Source organism: Streptomyces sp. SX-6, from assembly GCF_059089585.1.
The window spans coordinates 52,683-70,134 of record NZ_JBTHHU010000003.1; the positions used below are offsets into that span (position 1 = coordinate 52,683).

The following is a 17,452-nucleotide window of genomic DNA, read 5'->3' on the forward strand; positions in this document are numbered from 1 at the left end:
CCTGGTCTGCAAACCAAGATGGAGTATGTCTGATACTCCAATCTGCTGCCTCCTCTGTAGGAACAGCCTCGGCTGCTTCGCGACCTGTGGAGGCGGAGGTCGTGGGCATCCCATCTGCGGGAAATCATCAGAGTTACCTGGCCAGGGAAAGTCCGGCCGTTGATGGCCGAGGATCACGGGTCACGACGGGGTGCGGGGGTGGGTCAGATTGCTGGGGTGTGGGTGACGGCCCACACTTTGCCGTTCTTGTTGCTGCCTGAGGTGCGTGCTACGTGGATGCCGCGGGCACGGAGCGCAGGGGCAACCTGGCGAACGCGGGCGCTGAGAACGCCGGGCGTCTTGGGCCAGCCGTCCGCGAGGCCACGCCCGTCACTGCCAAGCAGCCGGTGCAGCTCGGTCATGGTCCCTTGCCAGCCGCTGGGCGGGAAAGCGGGCGAGGCGGTCCACTCGCGCAGCGCAGCGGCGACCGGGTGACCGTCGAGGACTGTGTCGTTCAGCGCGTCCTGGGTGGCGTTGAAAGCATCGAGGCTGCGCCAGCCGGTTACGCGGTCGAGGGCGTGCAGCAGCTCGGCGAAGTCGGCCAGCCGCGGGCGCTCGGCGAGGTCGGCGGCGGCGTGGGGCAGGTCTGCCCACACGACAGCGGCGAGGTCGAGCAGCGCGCCGAGGATGCGCGGGTGTGCCTGCTCGTACGCGTTCCACAGAGCGCCTGCGGTGCGCCGCTTGTGCTTGGAGATGGGGGCGAGTTCGAGCGGCAGCATGCGCTCGGCGAGGTCGTTGCGCAGCGCACCGAGGTCGATGCCGGTGAGCAGGACGGGGCGTTGGTAGGTGAGGACGTTCACGTCATCGTCGGTGTACAGGGCGCGGGTCACCTGCGCGTCGCCTGTGACCACGCGGCAGAGGGCATCGGAGAGCCAGCCGGGCAGGCCCGAGAGGTTGTCGAGCGCGAGCACCCATCCGGCGGCGGTGGTCGGTCCGAGGTCGCGCAGAGTCTCGGGAGCCTGCCGCAGTGGCGCGCGGGCGCCCTCGATCACGCCTGCGAGCATCTGGCCCGACGTGCTCTTGCCCGTGCCTTGCTCGCCGGTGAGGTAGGCGATGGGGCGCGGGATGCCGGGGCGCAGCGCGGCCAGCAGCCAGCCAACGGCGAGCGGCAACGTCTCGGGCGTGAACGGCAGCAAGGCGGCGAACTCCTCGAGGCCCGCGCGCCAGCCGCCCGCCACCCGGTCCGGGCGCGGCAGGGGGCGAACCAGCTTGCTGCGCCGCCATATCGGTCCGGCCTCGGGGTCGGGGTAGGTCAGTGCCCACCCATCGGGAGCGAGACGCACCGACTCCCCGTCGGGGCGCCCGAGGTCGAGCCAGGACACGGCAGGGTCGTCGGGGTCCGGAGCCACGCGCAGGTACAGCTCGGTCTCGGGGACGCGCATGGCGAGAGCGTCGAGCGCGGCCAAGGCATCGGCGAGGGCCGTCTGCGAGGGCGTCCGGTTGTGCTCGGTCACGTACGCGAGCGTGAGGTGCTGGCGCAGGCTCCCGGTGCCCGTGTGGGCGGTGGCGCGCAGCGGTACGGCGATGGGCGGGCCGTCGTACGGGACGGCGTACGGGGCACCGTTGTGGTGCAGGTACCGGAAGCGGTTCTGCCCGAGCACGCGCAGCACTTCGGCCTGCGGTGGCTGGCGTTCCTGCTTCGGCGCACGCGGCTGCTCCGTGCTCGCTTCCTGCCGGGGAAAAGGGACGACGGAGCGCGCGGCGGTGGCCGGGTTGAAGGCGGGGGCGTATGTCATGCTGCGGCTCCGGAGAGAGTGCGCGGGTGCCGCTCGCCTGCGGAGAGGCCCGAGCGTATTGCCGCATCGGCTTCGTGTTCGGGCAATCCGGCGTGCCGGGCGGCGTCACGCAGGACGTCGGCGAGCTGGTCGTGCTCGAGGCGCCCCGCGGCGCACAGTGTGCCGAGGCTGAAGGCGGCGCGGTTGAGCGTGGCGTTGCGGGCGCCGGGCTGCGCCTCGGCGACCGCGCGCAGCTCGTTCTCGACGGCGACGGCAACGTACCCACTACCCACGCTGCGGGAGCGCCAGGGCAGCGCGACGCGGGGCCGCTTGGGGCGTACGCGGTGCCCTGTGCGCTCGAGGTCGCGGGCAAGCCACACGGGCAGCTCAGCGACCGTGCGGCAGTCCCCGAGCACGGTGTACGCGCCATCGCGGGTGACCGTGCCCGGCGCCACGGCGTACGACGATCCGGCGCGCACGTCCAACTGCCAGCCCAGCGCCCCCGCCTGCGGACGCCAGAACGTACCGGTGGGAGCCCGGAACCAGTAGTGAAATCCTCCCGAGGGCGTGCGCACGGTGAGGGTTTCCGGGGCGCAGCCGGGGAGCGTGGCGCGGCGTACCTCGACGAGCAGCGCAAGCACGTCGCGGCCGTCGAAGACGCTGCCCGGGACGATGTCGTTGGGCAGTTCGACGCCGGGCAGCATCCGCTCGGGGTCGGTCGGCACGTCGCCTCCGTGGCAGTCGACGTCGAGGATCACCAGTCCGGACGGCCCGGTGGCGACGCCAACCCCGGCGGTGGGTGTGCGCGCCCACCATCCGGCGATGTGGTCGGGGTCGGTGGTGGCAGCCAGCACCCCATGACAGGGGCGCCCGGCGGCGTGGCACGGGCAGGCGTGCCCGTCGTGCTCTACATAGGTGGGGTTGGGGCGCTCGGCGGTTCCGGGTGAGCAGCGGTCGCAGCCACGTACGGGCACCTTCAGCCCTGGGGCAAGAGGGTGCACCGCGTAGCCCAGGGCGGCCAGCCACTGGGCGACGCGGAGCGGATCGGGGGTCGGGATGGTCAAGCCGTCGTCGCCCTTCACGCGGCGCTGTCGATGGTCTGCGCGTCGAGCCACTGCTCGACGTCTTCCCAGCGGGCGCGAAGGTGGCGGCCGACCTTGATCAGACGGGGGCCGCCGCCGCGGTGGCTCCACTGGTAGACGGTGGCCAGCGGCACGCCGCAATAGTCGGCGAGCTCGCGTGCGGTGGCGAGCTTGCGGCGGGTTGCGTCGGCGGTGCCGAGGGCTTGGGCGCGGGGCACGATCTCACTCCTCTGTCGTTCCGACATCTGGGCTTGTCGATAAAGCTGATCTTGGGCAACCTTGCCGACGCCGCGCATCGCATGTCAATCTTGCTTACGGATTTGTCGTATCGACATAGAGGTGAGTCGTGAACAACCATCATTCGGCGAGCGACGTCGTCGCCGAACGGGTCCAAGACCTACGGAAACGCCAGGGACTCACAGCCAAGGACCTGGCCGAACGTTGCAGGTTGATCGGGGCGCCGGGGCTGACAGCGTCAGTGATCGCCAACATCGAGAGCGGCAGGCGTGACCTGCAAGGCCGACGGCGGCGGCAGGTCACCCTCGAAGAGTGGCTGATCTTGGCGCAGGCGCTGCACGTGGCGCCGATTCACCTCATGGTCCCGGTTGACGACAACGCCCGCTTCGAGCTGACTCCGGAGCCTCCGACGCCGCCGCATGGTCTCAACCGTGAGGGTGTCGGGTGGGTCCGTGAGTGGATCAGAGGCGAAGCGCCGCTGACCTTCACGAATGAGCGCATCTACCGCGCCGAGGTACCGGCAGAGGAATGGAAGTCCCGCGAGCGTCGCCAGCGAGAGGGGCACGAGGCCAACAAGAAGCTCTTGGAAGCCCTCGAAGCTGCTGGCTGGCGGCCGATGGCGAACGACGGCGCAGACCGCGAGGGGGAAGAGGCGGAGTCGAATGGCTGAGGTCTACGACCGGTGGCACAAGTCCCGTCCGTTAGACGGTGATGAGCCGTGCGCCGAGCACACCAGCAGGACGCGCAAGCTGGTGCCGAGCGGCGAGCACGGCAAGGGGAAGCGGTGGCAGGTCCGTTGGCGTGACGGCAGCGGGAAGCAGCGCAAAGAGAACTTCGACAAGCGGAGCGTGGCCGACACCCGTGCGGCCACCATCGAGGCAGACCTCGCGCGCGGCCTCTACGTCGACCCTGCCGCGGGCAAAGAGAGCTTCCGGGCGGTCGCCGAACGCTGGCGCACCTCGGCCGTTCACCGCTCGACAACGGCTTCGCGCGTCGAGCGGGCACTGCGGAATCACATCTACCCGGCGTTCGGCGATCGGCCCGTCGCCAGCATCCGCCCCTCGGAGATACAGGCGTGGGTGAAGGACCGCGCGCAGGTGCTCGCCCTGTCCACGCTCGGAGTGACCTACGCGTATCTCGTGAGCGTGCTGAACACGGCCGTACGTGATCGGATCATCGCGGTGAACCCGTGCGACGGGGTGCGCCTACCGGCAAAGCGTCGTACCGAGATCGTGCCCCTGCACCCGGACGTCGTCCGTGCCCTGATCGACGCCGCCCCGGACTGGTACCGCTCGCTCACGCTGCTCGCCGCTGCGTCCGGTCTGCGGCAAGGCGAAGTGTTCGGGCTCGAGGTCGAGCATGTCGACTTCCTGCGCCGCGAGGTGAAGGTGCAGCAACAGCTCATAACCCCCGAGCGGGGCGTGCCCTACCTCGGTGAGCCGAAGACGCACGAGAGCTATCGCACCGTGCCGCTCGCCAAGTCGGCCGTGGACGCTCTAGTGGCGCACCTCAAGCGGTATCCCGTCGCCGAGACGGAGGTCGAGGACCGTACGAACCCGCGTAGGCCACGCACGCGAAAAGCTCGGCTGTTGTTCCTCAACGAGCACAACGAACCGGTGCGGCGGGACGGTTGGGCTCACGTCTGGCGGCGGATGGTGAGCAACGCCGACAAGGCGCTCGCCGCGGCGCACGAGCGCAGGCGCGCGGCTTGGGTCAAGAAGGGGAAGCCGGAGGGCGAGGCGCCCGAACTCCTGCAAGTCCCCGAGGGGACAAGCATGCACGACCTGCGCCACTTCTACGCCTCGCTGCTGATCAAGCACCGCGAGAACGTCAAGACGGTGCAGAAGCGGCTCGGCCACGCCAAGCCGTCGATCACGCTGGACACTTACACACACTTGTGGCCCGACGACGAGGACACAACGAGGGCAGCCGTCGAGGAAGTCCTCGGCGATGTGCCCCCGTTGTGCCCTCCCCGGCGCGCCTACGGTGCATAAGTGCAGGTCAGGGCAATCCGTCAGCGGTAGTTGACGAACTGAAGCGCGAAGTCCAGGTCCTTGCCCTTGAGCAGCTGCTGGACCGCCTGCAGGTCGTCGCGGCTCTTGGAGGAGACGCGCAGCTCGTCGCCCTGCACCTGCGCCTTGACGCCCTTCGGGCCCTCGTCGCGGATGATCTTGGCGACCTTCTTCGCGTTCTCCTGGGAGATGCCCTCCTCGAGCGAGGCGAAGATCTTGTACTCCTTGCCGGAGGCCTGCGGCTCACCCGCGTCCAGGGCCTTCAGCGAGATGCCGCGCTTGATGAGCTTGGACTGGAAGACGTCGAGAATCGCCGCAACCCGCTCCTCGGAGTTGGCACGCATCTCGATCTTCTCGCCGGACCAGGCGATCGAGGCCCCGACGTTCTTGAAGTCGTAGCGCTGCGAGATTTCCTTGGCGGCCTGGTTGAGGGCGTTGTCGACCTCCTGCCGCTCGACCTTCGAGACGATGTCGAAACTGGAGTCGGCCATATTGAGTTGGCTCCTCGTGCGTAGATCCATCAGGGGGTGCGGCGTGTGATCCCCGGGCTTGGCGGGGCGGGCCGCCCCGTCAGCCTAGTCACCCCGGGCCCGATCGAGGGGCTGCGAATCGAGTGGCGAAGCACCCCTGGTCATCGGGTATGGTTTACGACGTTGCCACGGAGCGACTCGAAAGAGATTCCGAGGCAGCACCACCCATGGCGGTGTGCCCGAGTGGCCAATGGGAGCGGACTGTAAATCCGTCGGCTTAGCCTACCCAGGTTCGAATCCTGGCGCCGCCACAGGAGTGAAGAGGCCCCTGACCTTTCCGGTCAGGGGCCTCTTCGTTGTCTTCAGTCCACAACAGCCCGCACCGCGTCCGCCACCGGGGTGTCGCCGCCGATGAGCTCCAGCGTGCGGCCCGCCGTGCCCGGTTCGTCCAGCAGCGCCGCCAGCACCGCCGCCACGTCGTCGCGGGAGACCGCGCCGTGCCCCGTGGACTCGGCCAGCCGCACCAGGCCGGTGCCGGGGTCGCTGGTGAGCCGGCCCGGGCGCAGGACCGTCCAGTCCAGGCCCGGCCGGGCGCGGACGTTGGCGTCCGCGGCGGCCTTGGCGTGCAGGTACGCCGCGAAGACCGGGTCCGTGCCCGGGGGCGGCTCGCGGTCGGCGCCCATCGACGAGACCACGACGAAGCGCCGTACGCCCGCGGCCTCGGCCGCGTCCGCGAACAGCGTGGCCGCGCCGCGGTCGACGCTGTCCTTGCGGTCGATGCCGCTGCCCGGCCCCGCGCCGGCCGCGAAGACGGCGGCGTCCGCGCCCTCGAGGTGCCGGGCCACGTCCCCGACCGACGCCGACTCCAGGTCGCAGACGACCGGTTCGGCACCCGCCGCGAGCAGGTCCCCGGCCTGCCCGGCCCGGCGGATGACGCCGGCCACCTCGTCACCGCGTGCGGCGAGCAACCGCTCCAGCCGCAGCGCGATCTGGCCATGTCCACCTGCGATCACGATGCGCATGGTCCGACCGTAACGCCGAAGGCGGCGTCAGGCCGGTTCGGAGCCGCGCGGCGACTGCCGGGGCAGGTCGAGCGCCACCGAGCCCGGTACGTGCCGGTACTCCCGTACCGCGCTCGTACGGGCCACCACCCGCCCCCGGTGCACGACCAGGCGGCTGTACCCGAGCGACAGGGCCCCCGCGATCCCGCCGCCCCGCACGGCCAGCAACTCCGCCGGGAAGCCCGGCTCGAGCCGTACCTCCGCCAGCCCCATCGCGGCCCGCGCCCGCGCGCTCACGGCCTCGTACGCCTCCTCCGGGCTCAGCTCCCCGTGCGAGGCCAGCAGGTAGGCGGCCTCCAGCGGGTCGCCGCGCCCCACGGGGTTGGCCGCGTCCCGTACCGCCCCGCTGCCCGCCGCGACCCGCACCCCGGCGGCCCGCAGCAGGCGTACGGGCGCGCAGTGCGCCGCGCCCACCCGCCCGCACCGGCCCGGACCGGCCGCGCCGCAGTCGCCCTGCGGCAGGCACACGACCGTCACCCCGGCCGCCGCGAGCTGCTCGGCCGCCCGTGCCGCCACCTCGTGCGGCAGCCGGCCCAGCCCGCCGCACGGCCCGAGGGTCACGCCCGGGCGCAGCCCGCCGGCCATCGCGGCGAGCCGGGCCAGCCGGGCGGGGTCGGCGGCGTCCGTGTGCAGGTCGACGGCGCAGCCGTGCTCGGCGGCGACCTCGATGACGGTCTCCGCGTAGCCCGTCGGGTCCGGGTCGAGGTCGGGGCAGCCGCCGATCGCGGTCGCGCCCATCTTCACCGCGTCCCGCAGCATGGCCAGCCCGTCGGCCCCGGCCGCCCCCGTGAGCAGCCGGGGCATCGCGACGGCGGTGAGGTCGGTGAGCTCGCGCAGTACCCGGCGTGCCTGCAGCACGGCCTCCAGCGAGCCCAGCCCCTGCACGTCGCCGATCCGTACGTGGGTGCGCAACGCGGTGGTGCCGTGGCCGAGTTGGAGCAGTGCGGACTCGGTGGTCCGGCGCAGGACCTCCTCCTGCCCGTACGGGACCGGGCCGCCGAGGTCGGCCGTCAGCGCCGTGTCGCAGTGCGCGTGCGGTTCGGCGGGGGCGGGCAGCAGCAGATAGCCGGCGAGGTCGCAGCGGGCGCCGGGGGCCAGGCTGCCGGCGGTGCCGACGGCCTCGATGCGTCCACCGCTGAGCCGTACGTCCACGGTGCGGCCGTCCGGGAGGTGGGCGCCGGACAGCACCAGGGGGTTCTCGCCGGGGCCGCCGCCGGGGGGCGTGGTGGCGTCGCCGTCGGGGTTTCTCGCGGGCTGCGGCTGGTTGTCGGGCATGGAGCTCCCTACGGGGCCGGGGCAGGCATTCACGCAGCGTGGTCCGAGCCTAGGCCGCGCACGGAGCGGGTTCGCGCAAGCAGGCGACGTACGGCGAATAGTCGTACCGGTGTGGTCGGCGGGGCGGGTGGGGAAGCCCTGGTGAGGGGTGCGGCCATACGGATTTCACCTTCGGCCGCAGAGCGTGTAATGTCTTCCTCGCTCGCCCCAATAGCTCAGTCGGCAGAGCGTCTCCATGGTAAGGAGAAGGTCAACGGTTCGATTCCGTTTTGGGGCTCTGGTGTGAGAGGCCTCCCGTCCTCGGACGGGGGAATCTCCCGCACCGCAGCGGTGTAGCTCAGTCGGTAGAGCAAGCGGCTCATAATCGCTGTGTCACCGGTTCAAGTCCGGTCACCGCTACACACAGTAGCCGATTGTGGGGTCGGTCCTCCGATCGGCTACTCTTTTCTGCGTTATTTCCGTCCATTCCGTCAAGGAGCACTCACGTGGCTGCCACCGACGTCCGCCCGAAGATCACGCTGGCCTGCGTGGAGTGCAAGGAGCGGAACTACATCACCAAGAAGAACCGGCGTAATGACCCGGACCGTCTTGAGATGAAGAAGCACTGCCCGCGTTGCAACGCGCACACCGCGCACCGCGAAACGCGATAAACACACAGGCTCGTACATGAGGCCGTCCCCGGTTCCTGGGGGCGGCCTCGTGGCGTATATCCAGCCAGGTATCCAAGCCAGGACAGCCAGGGAGGTGCCGAGCCGATGGCGCTCGACCAGTCCTTCGTCGGACGGACGTATCCGGCCACCGAGCCTTATGAGGTGGGCCGGGAGAAGATCCGTGAATTCGCCGAGGCCATCGGTGACGGGAATCCGGCGTACACCGATCCCGAGGCCGCCAAGGCGCTCGGCCACCTCGATGTGATCGCTCCGCCGACCTTTGTGTTCGCGATCACCTACCGGGCCGCCGGGCAGGTGATCCAGGACCCGCAGCTGGGGCTGGACTACAGCCGGGTCGTCCACGGCGACCAGAAGTTCGCCTACACCCGCCCGGTGCGGGCCGGTGACGTGCTGTCGGTCACGTCGACGATCGAGCGGATCAAGACGATGGCGGGCAGCGATTTCCTGACGGTCCGTGGTGACGTCCACGACCGGGACGGCGAGCACGTTGTGACCGTTCACACGATGCTGGTGGCGCGTGCCGCCGAGGAGGCGTGATGGCTGCCCGGGTTTCCTATGACGATGTCGAGGTCGGCACCGAACTGCCCGCGCGGACGTTCCCGGTGACCCGCGCGACGCTGGTGCGCTACGCGGGCGCCTCGGGCGACTTCAATCCGATCCACTGGAACGAGAAGTTCGCCAAGGAGGTCGGGCTGCCGGACGTCATCGCACACGGCATGTTCACGATGGCCGAGGCGGTCCGCGTCGTGACCGACTGGACCGGTGACCCCGGTGCGGTGACCGAGTACGGCGTGCGCTTCACCAACCCGGTCGTCGTGCCCAACGACGACGAGGGCGCGGTCATCGAGGTCAGCGGCAAGGTCGCGGCCAAGCTGGAGGACCGCAAGGTCCGCGTGGACCTGGTCGCCACGAGCGGGGGCCAGAAGGTGCTGGGCATGTCCCGCGCCGTGGCCAGGCTGGCCTGACCCGCTCCTCGTTGACGGGTTGGTTATTGATCGCTAACTTACTTCTCATGCCCAGAATGAGTGCGGAGGAGCGGCGCGAGAGCGTCGTCCGTGCGGCGATCGCGGAGTTCGCCCACGGCGGGTACGACGGCACCTCCACGGAGTCCATCGCCCGCCGTGTCGGCGTCTCGCAGCCGTACCTCTTCCGCCTCTTCCCGGGCAAGCAGGCGATCTTCCTGGCGGCCGTCGAGCGCTGCATGCAGCAGATCGGGCGGACCTTCGAGGAGGCGCTCGAGGGCGTGCCGCCGGAAGAGACCAAGCACGCCATGGGCTGTGCGTACGAGCAGCTGATCGCCCGCGATCCCGACACCCTCCTGATGCTGCTGCAGATGTGCGTCGCGGTGGCATCCGCCGAGGCCGCGGGCGACACGGAGTTCGGCCGCACGATCCGGGCCGGCTGGATGGGGCTCTGGGACCAGATCCATCTGGCGCTGGGCGCGGAGGAGGGCGCGGCGTCCCGGTTCATGGCCCACGGCATGCTGCTCAACACCCTGGTCTCGCTGGGTTTCCCCACCGATCACAAGGTGTGGGCGGGTCTCAGCGCAGACCACTGACGGTGCCGGACGGCTGCCCGGGATTCTTTCCGTCCAAGAAAGTTAGTGACCAATAAATAATTAAGGGGGAGCAGTGAAAGAACGCCAAGGCACCTGGGCCTTGATCATCAGCAGCATCGCCGGCTTCATGGCGGCCCTGGACAACCTCGTGGTCACCACCGCGCTGCCGTCCATCCGCGCCGACCTCGGGGGAGGGCTCGAGGACCTCGAGTGGACGGTCAGCGGCTACACGCTGACCTTCGCGGTCCTGCTCATGACCGGCGCGGCCCTGGGCGACCGCTTCGGCCGGCGCCGGCTGTTCCTCGTCGGCGTCGCGATCTTCACGGCGGCCTCGGCGGCCGCCGCGCTCTCGACCGGGATCGGCGCCCTGATCGCCGCGCGCGCCGTCCAGGGGGTCGGCGCCGCGATCATGGCACCGCTCGGTATGACGTTGCTCACCGTGGCCACCCCGCCCGAGCGCCGCGGCGCGGCGTTCGGCATCTGGGGCGCGGTCAACGGCCTCGCCGTGGCCGGCGGCCCGCTCATCGGCGGCAGCCTCACCGAGCACATCTCCTGGCACTGGATCTTCTGGCTCAACGTCCCGCTCGGCCTGCTCCTGCTGCCGCTGGCCCGGCTGCGGCTGACGGAGTCGTACGCACCGGACGCCCGCCTGGACGTACCCGGAACGCTCCTGGTCAGCGGCGGTCTGTTCGGCATCGTCTTCGGCGTGGTGAACGTGCACGCCCACGGCTGGACCGGTGGTCGCGTCCTCACCGGCCTCATCGCGGGCGCCGTGCTGATCGTCGGCTTCATCTGGCACGGCATACGCAACAAGAAGCCCATGCTCCCCATGAGGCTCTTCCGCAGCCGGGCCTTCAGCGGCATCAACGCCGCCGGTCTGCTGATGTTCCTCGGCATGTTCGGCTCGATCTTCCTGCTGAGCCAGTTCTTCCAGGGAGTCAGCGGGTACTCGCCCACCGAGGCGGGGCTGCGGATGCTGCCGTGGACGGGCATGCCGATGATCGTCGCGCCGGTCGCGGGCCGGCTCGCCGACCGGATCGGCGGCCGGGCCGTGGTCGTCACCGGCCTGGCGCTCCAGGCCCTGGGCCTGACCTGGTACGCGCTGATGATCACGGCGGACGTCTCGTACGCCTCCCAGCTGCCCGCGCTGATCATGAGCGGCGTGGGCATGGCGCTCTACTTCGCGCCGTCCTCGGCGCTCCTCATGGCCAGCGTCGGCCCGGCGGAGCAGGGCATCGCCTCCGGGGCGAACAGCGCGCTGCGCGAGGTCGGCGGGTCGCTGGGCATCGCGGTCCTCGGCTCGGTCTTCGCGGCGCAGGGTGGGTACGGCTCGCCCCAGCAGTTCGTGGACGGGCTCACCCCGGCGCTGTGGATCGGCGCGGCGGCCGTCGCCGCGGCCGCAGTGGCGGCGGCGGTCATCCCTCGCGGGACGGGGGCGGTACGGGCGGTTCACGACCGCTCACGGGAGCCGGAGCCGGCGTCCCGGTAGTGCGCGCACGGTGCGGCGCCGTGGGTGGGCACGCCCCTTCGGGGCGTGATCGCACCCTCCCGCGCCACCCGTTGCCCGGTACCGCAGGGCTGAGCTCTCCCGCAGGGGCCGGGCGCCGTCGGCGGCCGACCGGGCTCACCCACCGCCCCCGGGCCGAGCGCCGCGCCCCCGTACCCTAGGGCGGGTGCAGGAACTCCACGACGCCCCCCTCGCCCCCCTGACCACCTTCCGGCTCGGCGGCCCGGCCGCCCGCCTGGTGACGGCCACCACCGACGACGAGGTGGTCGCGGCCGTGCGCGAGGCGGACGCGGCCGGCACCCCGCTCCTGGTCATCGGTGGCGGCAGCAACCTGGTGATCTCGGACAAGGGCTTCGCGGGGACCGCCCTGCGCATCGCCACCACCGGCTTCGACCTCGACGGCACCCGCCTCACCCTCGCCGCCGGCGAGAACTGGTCCGACGCCGTGGCCCGCACCGTGGAGGCGAGCCTGGCCGGCGTCGAGTGCCTCGCCGGGATCCCCGGCTCCGCGGGCGCCACCCCGATCCAGAACGTCGGCGCGTACGGCCAGGAGGTCTCCCAGACGATCACCGAGGTGACCGTCTACGACCGCCGTGCCGACGAGGTCGTCACCATCCCGGCCGCGGAGTGCGCGTTCTCCTACCGCCACAGCCGCTTCAAGCAGGACCCCGCCCGCTACGTCGTCCTGCGCGTCGTCTTCGGCCTGGAGGACGCGGGCGGCCTCTCCGCGCCGGTCCGCTACCCCGAGACGGCCCGGGCGCTGGGCGTCTCGGCGGGCGACCGGGTCCCGGCCGCGACGGCCCGCGAGACGGTGCTCAAGCTGCGCGCGGGCAAGGGCATGGTCCTCGACCCGGAGGACCACGACACCTGGTCCGCGGGCTCGTTCTTCATGAACCCGGTCCTCACCGAGGAGCAGCTCGCCGCCTTCCTGGCCCGCGCGGCGGACCGGCTCGGCCCGGACGTCAGCCCGCCCGCCTACCCGGCCGGCGATGGCCTGACGAAGACCTCCGCGGCCTGGCTGATCGACAAGGCGGGCTTCACCAAGGGCTACGGAAGTGGCCGGGCCCGTATCTCGGGCAAGCACACGCTCGCCCTCACCAACCGCGGCGGAGCCACCACCGAGGAGCTCCTCGCCCTGGCCCGCGAGGTCAGGGACGGCGTCCGGGACGCCTTCGGGGTGACGCTGGTCAACGAGCCGGTGACGGTCGGCGTCAGCCTCTAACCAGCCACTAGCCACTCGTCGATCCCGGCGAGCAGCCGCCGCCGCGCGTCCTCGGGCGCCTGGGACGCCCGGACCGACTGCCGTGCCAGCTCGGCCAGTTCGCCGTCCGTGAAGCCGTGGTGCTCGCGGGCCAGCTCGTACTGCGCGGCGAGGCGGGAGCCGAAGAGCAGCGGGTCGTCGGCGCCGAGCGCTATCGGCACACCGGCGTCGTACAGCACCCGCAGCGGCACCTCCTCCGGCTTCTCGTAGACGCCGAGGGCGACGTTCGAGGACGGGCACACCTCGCACGTGACGCCGCGCTCGGCGAGCCTGCGCAGCAGGCGGGGGTCCTCGGCGGCGCGTACGCCGTGCCCGATGCGCCCGGCGTGCAGGTCGTCGAGGCAGTCCCGCACGCTGCTCGGCCCGGACAGCTCGCCGCCGTGCGGAGCGGCGAGCAGGCCGCCCTCCCGCGCGATCTCGAAGGCGCGGTCGAAGTCACGGGCGAGCCCGCGCCGTTCGTCGTTGGAGAGCCCGAAACCGACGACCCCGCGGTCGGCGTAGCGCACCGCGAGCCGGGCGAGCGTACGGGCGTCCAGCGGGTGTTTGACGCGGTTCGCGGCGACGAGAACGCGCATCCCGAGCCCGGTGTCCCGGGAGGCGCGGTCGACGGCGTCCAGGATGATCTCGAGCGCGGGGATCAGCCCGCCCAGCCGGGGCGCGTACGAGGTCGGGTCGACCTGGATCTCCAGCCAGCCGGAGCCGTCGCGCACGTCCTCCTCGGCGGCCTCGCGCACGAGCCGCTGGATGTCCTCGGGAGAGCGCAGGCAGGAGCGGGCGATGTCGTACAGCCGCTGGAAACGGAACCAGCCGCGCTCGTCCGTGGCCCGCAGCCTGGGTGGTTCGCCGCCGCTGAGCGCCTCGGGCAGGTGCACCCCGTACTTGTCGGCGAGCTCGAGCAGGGTCGAGGGCCGCATGGAGCCGGTGAAGTGCAGGTGCAGATGGGCCTTGGGCAGCAGCCGGACGTCGCGAACGTTCTCCATTCCCGGATCCTGCCGCAGCAATGTCACAAGCGGAAGACGCTTACCCGATCGGGGCCCGGCCCGAAAGCAAAAGCGGGGTCCCGGCTGCCCGGAACCCCGCTCACGCACATCGTCAGTCGCGGGCCTCGGCCAGCAGCTTCTGGATCCGGGAGACGCCCTCGACGAGGTCCTCGTCACCCAGCGCGTACGACAGGCGCAGGTAGCCGGGGGTGCCGAACGCCTCGCCGGGGACGACCGCGACCTCGGCCTCCTCCAGGATCAGCGCGGCCAGCTCCACGGACGTGGCGGGCCGCTTGCCGCGGATCTCCTTGCCGAGCAGGGCCTTCACCGAGGGGTAGGCGTAGAACGCGCCCTCGGGCTCGGGGCAGACGACGCCGTCGATCTCGTTGAGCATGCGCACGATCGTGCGGCGGCGGCGGTCGAAGGCGGTCTTCATCTCCTCGACGGCCTCGAGGCCGCCCGAGACGGCGGCCAGGGCGGCGACCTGGGCGACGTTGCTCACGTTGGACGTGGCGTGCGACTGGAGGTTGGTCGCGGCCTTGACGACGTCCTGCGGGCCGATGACCCACCCGACGCGCCAGCCCGTCATGGCGTACGTCTTGGCCACGCCATTGACGACGATGCACTTGTCCCGCAGCTCGGGCACGACGACCGGCAGCGACGAGAACTCGGCGTCGCCGTACACCAGGTGCTCGTAGATCTCGTCCGTCAGCACCCACAGGCCGTGCTCGGCGGCCCAGCGGCCGATCTCCTCGACCTGGGCGCGCGGGTAGACGGCGCCGGTGGGGTTGGAGGGGGAGACGAACAGCAGGACCTTCGTACGCGAGGTACGGGCGGCCTCGAGCTGCTCGACACTGACGCGGTAGCCGGTGGTCTCGTCCGCGACGACCTCCACCGGGATGCCGCCGGCGAGCCGGATGGACTCCGGATAGGTGGTCCAGTACGGGGTGGGGACGATGACCTCGTCACCCGGGTCGAGGATCGTGGCGAACGCCTCGTAGATGGCCTGCTTGCCGCCGTTGGTGACGAGCACCTGGGAGGCCTCGACCTCGTAACCGGAGTCGCGCAGCGTCTTCGCGGCGATGGCGGCCTTGAGCTCGGGGAGCCCGCCGGCCTGCGTGTAGCGGTGGTACTTCGGGTCGTGGCAGGCCGCGGCGGCGGCCTCGACGATGTAGTCGGGCGTGGGGAAGTCGGGCTCGCCCGCGCCGAAGCCGATGACCGGGCGACCGGCGGCCTTGAGGGCCTTGGCCTTGGCGTCCACGGCGAGGGTCGCGGACTCGGAGATCGACCCGATGCGGGCCGAGACCCGGCGGTCGGTGGGGGCCTGGACGGCGGGGAAGGGGGACGTGGCATCGGTCATGGGGAAATGGTCCCAGACCCCGCGCGGGGGGCGCGCGGCGGTTTTCGGGAGGCCCGTCAGCCGTATCTGTTCGACGACGGCCGCCGGAGCACGTACACTCATGCGTCGTTGGCCCCTCACAGGCGACTTCGTCCCGAGCACACCGTGCTTCCGGGCGGATGCGGTAGGTTGGGGGAACCACAAAGGGTCGTAGCTCAATTGGTAGAGCACTGGTCTCCAAAACCAGCGGTTGGGGGTTCAAGTCCCTTCGGCCCTGCTACACGCATTCATCGTCACCAGGGTGCGTGCGCGCGTACGTACAGATGCACCGCCGTGCGGCTCCACCGGGCGCGGCACGGCCACGACCCGGATTCAGGTGAGGACGTAGTGACGGAAGCCCTGGGCTCCACCGCGACGCCTGAGAGCGGTCGTCCCGAGGACGAGGTGGCCGTCAGCAAGGGCCGCCGTGGCGGCAAGCGCGGCAAGAAGGGCCCGCTGGGCCGGCTGGCGCTGTTCTACCGCCAGGTCGTCGCCGAGCTCCGCAAGGTCGTCTGGCCCACCAGGAGCCAGCTGTCGACGTACACCACCGTCGTGATCGTTTTCGTTGTCATCGTCATCGGACTGGTGACCGTGATTGACTATGGGTTCAACAACGCCGTCAAGTACGTCTTCGGCTGAACCCGCGCGTAAGGCGGCCTCCGGTGGAGGTTCGCCTCTTCGCTCGTTCCACCCCTTGAAGACCAGGAAGAAGCAGCCACGTGTCTGACCCGAACCTGAACGACGCCGCCGAGCCCGTCGAGTCGGCGGAAGCGGCCGACATCGAGGCCGCGGCTGCCTCGGCCGAGGTCGAGGGCGACGCTGCGGCTTCTGACGAGCAGGGCATGCAGGAGATCGTCGAGAACGCCGACGGCGCCGACGAACTCGACGCCGAAGAGGCCGCCGCCGGTGAGCCGGCCGAGGAGGCCGCGCTCCACATCGAGGGCGACGAGGCCATCGAGGCCGAAGAGGCCGAGGCCGAGGAGCTCCCCGTCGAGGCCGAGCCCGTCGACCCCGTCGCCGCGCTCCGCGACGAGCTGCGCGGCCTGCCGGGCGAGTGGTACGTCATCCACACCTACGCGGGTTACGAGAACCGCGTGAAGACCAACCTCGAGCAGCGCGCCGTCTCGCTGAACGTCGAGGACTACATCTTCCAGGCCGAGGTGCCGCAGGAAGAGGTCGTCCAGATCAAGAACGGCGACCGCCGCACCGTCCGCCAGAACAAGCTCCCCGGCTACGTCCTGGTGCGCATGGACCTGACGAACGAGTCGTGGGGCGTCGTCCGCAACACCCCGGGCGTCACCGGCTTCGTGGGCAACGCCTACGACCCGTACCCGCTGACCCTGGACGAGATCGTCAAGATGCTCGCCCCGGAGGCCGAGGAGAAGGCCGCCCGCGAGGCCGCCGAGGCCGAGGGCAAGCCGGTCCCGGCCCGCAAGGTCGAGGTCCAGGTGCTGGACTTCGAGGTCGGCGACTCGGTCACGGTCACCGACGGTCCGTTCGCGACGCTCCAGGCGACGATCAACGAGATCAACGCCGACTCGAAGAAGGTCAAGGGCCTCGTCGAGATCTTCGGCCGCGAGACCCCGGTCGAGCTGAGCTTCGACCAGATCCAGAAGAACTGATCGACAAGCGTCCGAGAGGCCAGGCCCGATGGGTCTGGCCTCTCGGTTTTTGGTCCGGCCGCGATACCCGTTATCGTGGTGCGGTATGCCTGCGCGCAGTGTGCTCAGGCAAAAAAACTCTCACTAGGACCCGGAGAGAGCAATGCCTCCCAAGAAGAAGAAGGTCACGGGGCTTATCAAGCTCCAGATCAAGGCCGGCGCCGCCAACCCGGCTCCGCCGGTCGGCCCCGCGCTGGGTCAGCACGGCGTCAACATCATGGAGTTCTGCAAGGCCTACAACGCCGCGACCGAGTCGCAGCGTGGCATGGTCGTGCCGGTGGAGATCACGGTCTACGAGGACCGTTCCTTCACCTTCGTCACCAAGACTCCGCCGGCCGCGAAGCTGATCCTCAAGGCCGCGGGCGTGGAGAAGGGCTCCGGCGAGCCGCACAAGACCAAGGTCGCCAAGATCACCGAGGCGCAGGTCCGCGAGATCGCCACCACCAAGATGCCCGACCTGAACGCCAACGACCTGGACGCCGCCGCGAAGATCATCGCCGGCACCGCCCGTTCCATGGGCGTCACGGTCGAGGGCTGATCAGCCC

The 17,452-nt window shown here is 70.7% G+C and carries 19 protein-coding genes and 4 tRNA genes; 15 read left to right on the forward strand and 8 right to left on the reverse strand.

Features of this window, described 5'->3' with window-relative positions:
- Positions 1–203 precede the first annotated feature (203 nt).
- Genes ACV530_RS04270 through ACV530_RS04280 form a run of 3 tightly spaced genes read right to left on the reverse strand, consistent with a single transcriptional unit; the run spans position 204 to position 3,054 of the window.
- On the reverse strand, positions 204–1,775 hold the full coding sequence (locus tag ACV530_RS04270) for an AICE element replication initiation protein (RefSeq protein ID WP_494330874.1): 1,572 nt from the start codon (positions 1,773–1,775) through the stop codon (positions 204–206).
- A complete protein-coding gene (locus ACV530_RS04275) occupies positions 1,772–2,818 on the reverse strand; it encodes a bifunctional DNA primase/polymerase (protein WP_494330875.1) in 1,047 nt (348 codons plus the stop codon). Before ACV530_RS04275 ends, ACV530_RS04270 begins: the two co-directional genes overlap by 4 nt.
- A gap of 14 nt (positions 2,819–2,832) precedes the next feature.
- Positions 2,833–3,054, reverse strand: coding sequence for a helix-turn-helix transcriptional regulator (locus ACV530_RS04280; protein ID WP_301886614.1), 222 nt, complete (start codon positions 3,052–3,054; stop codon positions 2,833–2,835).
- A gap of 128 nt (positions 3,055–3,182) precedes the next feature.
- On the opposite strand from ACV530_RS04280, the gene ACV530_RS04285 reads away from it, so the two are divergent.
- On the forward strand, positions 3,183–3,743 hold the full coding sequence (locus tag ACV530_RS04285; RefSeq protein WP_494330876.1) for a helix-turn-helix domain-containing protein: 561 nt from the start codon (positions 3,183–3,185) through the stop codon (positions 3,741–3,743).
- Positions 3,736–5,067, forward strand: coding sequence for a tyrosine-type recombinase/integrase (locus ACV530_RS04290; protein ID WP_494330877.1), 1,332 nt, complete (start codon positions 3,736–3,738; stop codon positions 5,065–5,067). Before ACV530_RS04285 ends, ACV530_RS04290 begins: the two co-directional genes overlap by 8 nt.
- Positions 5,068–5,087: 20 nt before the next feature.
- Here ACV530_RS04290 and ACV530_RS04295 read toward each other — a convergent pair whose 3' ends face one another.
- Positions 5,088–5,576, reverse strand: coding sequence for a YajQ family cyclic di-GMP-binding protein (locus tag ACV530_RS04295; protein WP_494330878.1), 489 nt, complete (start codon positions 5,574–5,576; stop codon positions 5,088–5,090).
- Between the two features lie 208 nt (positions 5,577–5,784).
- Between ACV530_RS04295 and ACV530_RS04300 the strand changes: the two genes are divergently transcribed.
- A tRNA-Tyr gene (locus ACV530_RS04300) sits at positions 5,785–5,866 on the forward strand.
- 51 nt (positions 5,867–5,917) lie between these two features.
- On the opposite strand, the gene ACV530_RS04305 is transcribed toward ACV530_RS04300, so the two are convergent.
- Both ACV530_RS04305 and ACV530_RS04310 read right to left on the reverse strand, forming a co-directional pair.
- Positions 5,918–6,577, reverse strand: coding sequence for an NAD(P)H-binding protein (locus ACV530_RS04305; RefSeq protein WP_494330879.1), 660 nt, complete (start codon positions 6,575–6,577; stop codon positions 5,918–5,920).
- Positions 6,578–6,604: 27 nt separating this feature from the next.
- Positions 6,605–7,891, reverse strand: coding sequence for an amidohydrolase family protein (locus ACV530_RS04310; RefSeq protein WP_494330880.1), 1,287 nt, complete (start codon positions 7,889–7,891; stop codon positions 6,605–6,607).
- A 204-nt stretch (positions 7,892–8,095) separates the two neighbouring features.
- Between ACV530_RS04310 and ACV530_RS04315 the strand changes: the two genes are divergently transcribed.
- The 8 genes from ACV530_RS04315 to ACV530_RS04350 all read left to right on the forward strand — a co-directional run bounded on the left by ACV530_RS04315 (position 8,096) and on the right by ACV530_RS04350 (position 12,849).
- Positions 8,096–8,168, forward strand: a tRNA-Thr gene (locus ACV530_RS04315).
- A 49-nt stretch (positions 8,169–8,217) separates the two neighbouring features.
- Positions 8,218–8,290: transfer RNA gene (locus tag ACV530_RS04320), tRNA-Met, on the forward strand.
- Between the two features lie 86 nt (positions 8,291–8,376).
- Entirely contained in the window at positions 8,377–8,541 is a 165-nt protein-coding gene (rpmG, locus tag ACV530_RS04325) for a 50S ribosomal protein L33 (RefSeq protein ID WP_004571794.1), read from the forward strand.
- 105 nt (positions 8,542–8,646) lie between these two features.
- Positions 8,647–9,099, forward strand: a complete 453-nt coding sequence (locus ACV530_RS04330) for a MaoC family dehydratase N-terminal domain-containing protein (RefSeq protein WP_494330881.1) — start codon at positions 8,647–8,649, stop codon at positions 9,097–9,099.
- A complete protein-coding gene (locus tag ACV530_RS04335) occupies positions 9,099–9,527 on the forward strand; it encodes a MaoC family dehydratase (RefSeq protein ID WP_494330882.1) in 429 nt (142 codons plus the stop codon). The genes ACV530_RS04330 and ACV530_RS04335 overlap by 1 nt, the downstream gene beginning before the upstream one ends.
- Positions 9,528–9,574: 47 nt before the next feature.
- Positions 9,575–10,120 (forward strand): TetR/AcrR family transcriptional regulator, encoded by a 546-nt coding sequence (locus ACV530_RS04340; protein ID WP_494330883.1) that lies wholly within the window; start codon positions 9,575–9,577, stop codon positions 10,118–10,120.
- A gap of 73 nt (positions 10,121–10,193) precedes the next feature.
- Positions 10,194–11,609, forward strand: a complete 1,416-nt coding sequence (locus tag ACV530_RS04345) for an MFS transporter (RefSeq protein ID WP_494330884.1) — start codon at positions 10,194–10,196, stop codon at positions 11,607–11,609.
- A gap of 184 nt (positions 11,610–11,793) precedes the next feature.
- A complete protein-coding gene (locus ACV530_RS04350; protein WP_494330885.1) occupies positions 11,794–12,849 on the forward strand; it encodes a UDP-N-acetylmuramate dehydrogenase in 1,056 nt (351 codons plus the stop codon).
- Here ACV530_RS04350 and ACV530_RS04355 read toward each other — a convergent pair.
- Both ACV530_RS04355 and ACV530_RS04360 read right to left on the reverse strand, forming a co-directional pair.
- Positions 12,846–13,868, reverse strand: a complete 1,023-nt coding sequence (locus ACV530_RS04355; protein ID WP_494330886.1) for an adenosine deaminase — start codon at positions 13,866–13,868, stop codon at positions 12,846–12,848. The two genes, ACV530_RS04350 and ACV530_RS04355, sit on opposite strands and share 4 nt — an antisense overlap.
- Positions 13,869–13,980: 112 nt before the next feature.
- Positions 13,981–15,228 carry a pyridoxal phosphate-dependent aminotransferase gene (locus tag ACV530_RS04360; protein WP_494330887.1) on the reverse strand — a complete coding sequence of 416 codons (1,248 nt, stop codon included), beginning with the start codon at positions 15,226–15,228 and terminating at the stop codon, positions 13,981–13,983.
- A 183-nt stretch (positions 15,229–15,411) separates the two neighbouring features.
- Between ACV530_RS04360 and ACV530_RS04365 the strand changes: the two genes are divergently transcribed.
- The 4 genes from ACV530_RS04365 to rplK all read left to right on the forward strand — a co-directional run bounded on the left by ACV530_RS04365 (position 15,412) and on the right by rplK (position 17,445).
- Positions 15,412–15,484: transfer RNA gene (locus tag ACV530_RS04365), tRNA-Trp, on the forward strand.
- Between the two features lie 110 nt (positions 15,485–15,594).
- The gene (gene secE / locus ACV530_RS04370; RefSeq protein WP_494330888.1) at positions 15,595–15,885 is read left to right on the forward strand and encodes a preprotein translocase subunit SecE; all 291 of its coding nucleotides are present in this window, start codon (positions 15,595–15,597) and stop codon (positions 15,883–15,885) included.
- 80 nt (positions 15,886–15,965) lie between these two features.
- Positions 15,966–16,868 carry a transcription termination/antitermination protein NusG gene (gene nusG / locus ACV530_RS04375; RefSeq protein ID WP_494330889.1) on the forward strand — a complete coding sequence of 301 codons (903 nt, stop codon included), beginning with the start codon at positions 15,966–15,968 and terminating at the stop codon, positions 16,866–16,868.
- 142 nt (positions 16,869–17,010) lie between these two features.
- A complete protein-coding gene (gene rplK, locus ACV530_RS04380) occupies positions 17,011–17,445 on the forward strand; it encodes a 50S ribosomal protein L11 (protein ID WP_494330890.1) in 435 nt (144 codons plus the stop codon).
- Positions 17,446–17,452: the final 7 nt, after the last annotated feature.

Bases quoted from the DNA above. Each gene is read 5' to 3' on its own strand.
- ACV530_RS04360 (WP_494330887.1), bottom strand. From the start codon at position 15,228: ATGACCGATGCCACGTCCCCCTTCCCCGCCGTCCAGGCCCCCACCGAC.
- ACV530_RS04310 (WP_494330880.1), bottom strand. From the start codon at position 7,891: ATGCCCGACAACCAGCCGCAGCCCGCGAGAAACCCCGACGGCGACGCC.
- ACV530_RS04305 (WP_494330879.1), bottom strand. From the start codon at position 6,577: ATGCGCATCGTGATCGCAGGTGGACATGGCCAGATCGCGCTGCGGCTG.
- ACV530_RS04335 (WP_494330882.1), top strand. From the start codon at position 9,099: ATGGCTGCCCGGGTTTCCTATGACGATGTCGAGGTCGGCACCGAACTG.
- ACV530_RS04330 (WP_494330881.1), top strand. From the start codon at position 8,647: ATGGCGCTCGACCAGTCCTTCGTCGGACGGACGTATCCGGCCACCGAG.
- ACV530_RS04340 (WP_494330883.1), top strand. From the start codon at position 9,575: ATGCCCAGAATGAGTGCGGAGGAGCGGCGCGAGAGCGTCGTCCGTGCG.
- ACV530_RS04355 (WP_494330886.1), bottom strand. From the start codon at position 13,868: ATGGAGAACGTTCGCGACGTCCGGCTGCTGCCCAAGGCCCATCTGCAC.
- ACV530_RS04290 (WP_494330877.1), top strand. From the start codon at position 3,736: ATGGCTGAGGTCTACGACCGGTGGCACAAGTCCCGTCCGTTAGACGGT.
- ACV530_RS04270 (WP_494330874.1), bottom strand. From the start codon at position 1,775: ATGACATACGCCCCCGCCTTCAACCCGGCCACCGCCGCGCGCTCCGTC.
- rplK (WP_494330890.1), top strand. From the start codon at position 17,011: ATGCCTCCCAAGAAGAAGAAGGTCACGGGGCTTATCAAGCTCCAGATC.
- ACV530_RS04295 (WP_494330878.1), bottom strand. From the start codon at position 5,576: ATGGCCGACTCCAGTTTCGACATCGTCTCGAAGGTCGAGCGGCAGGAG.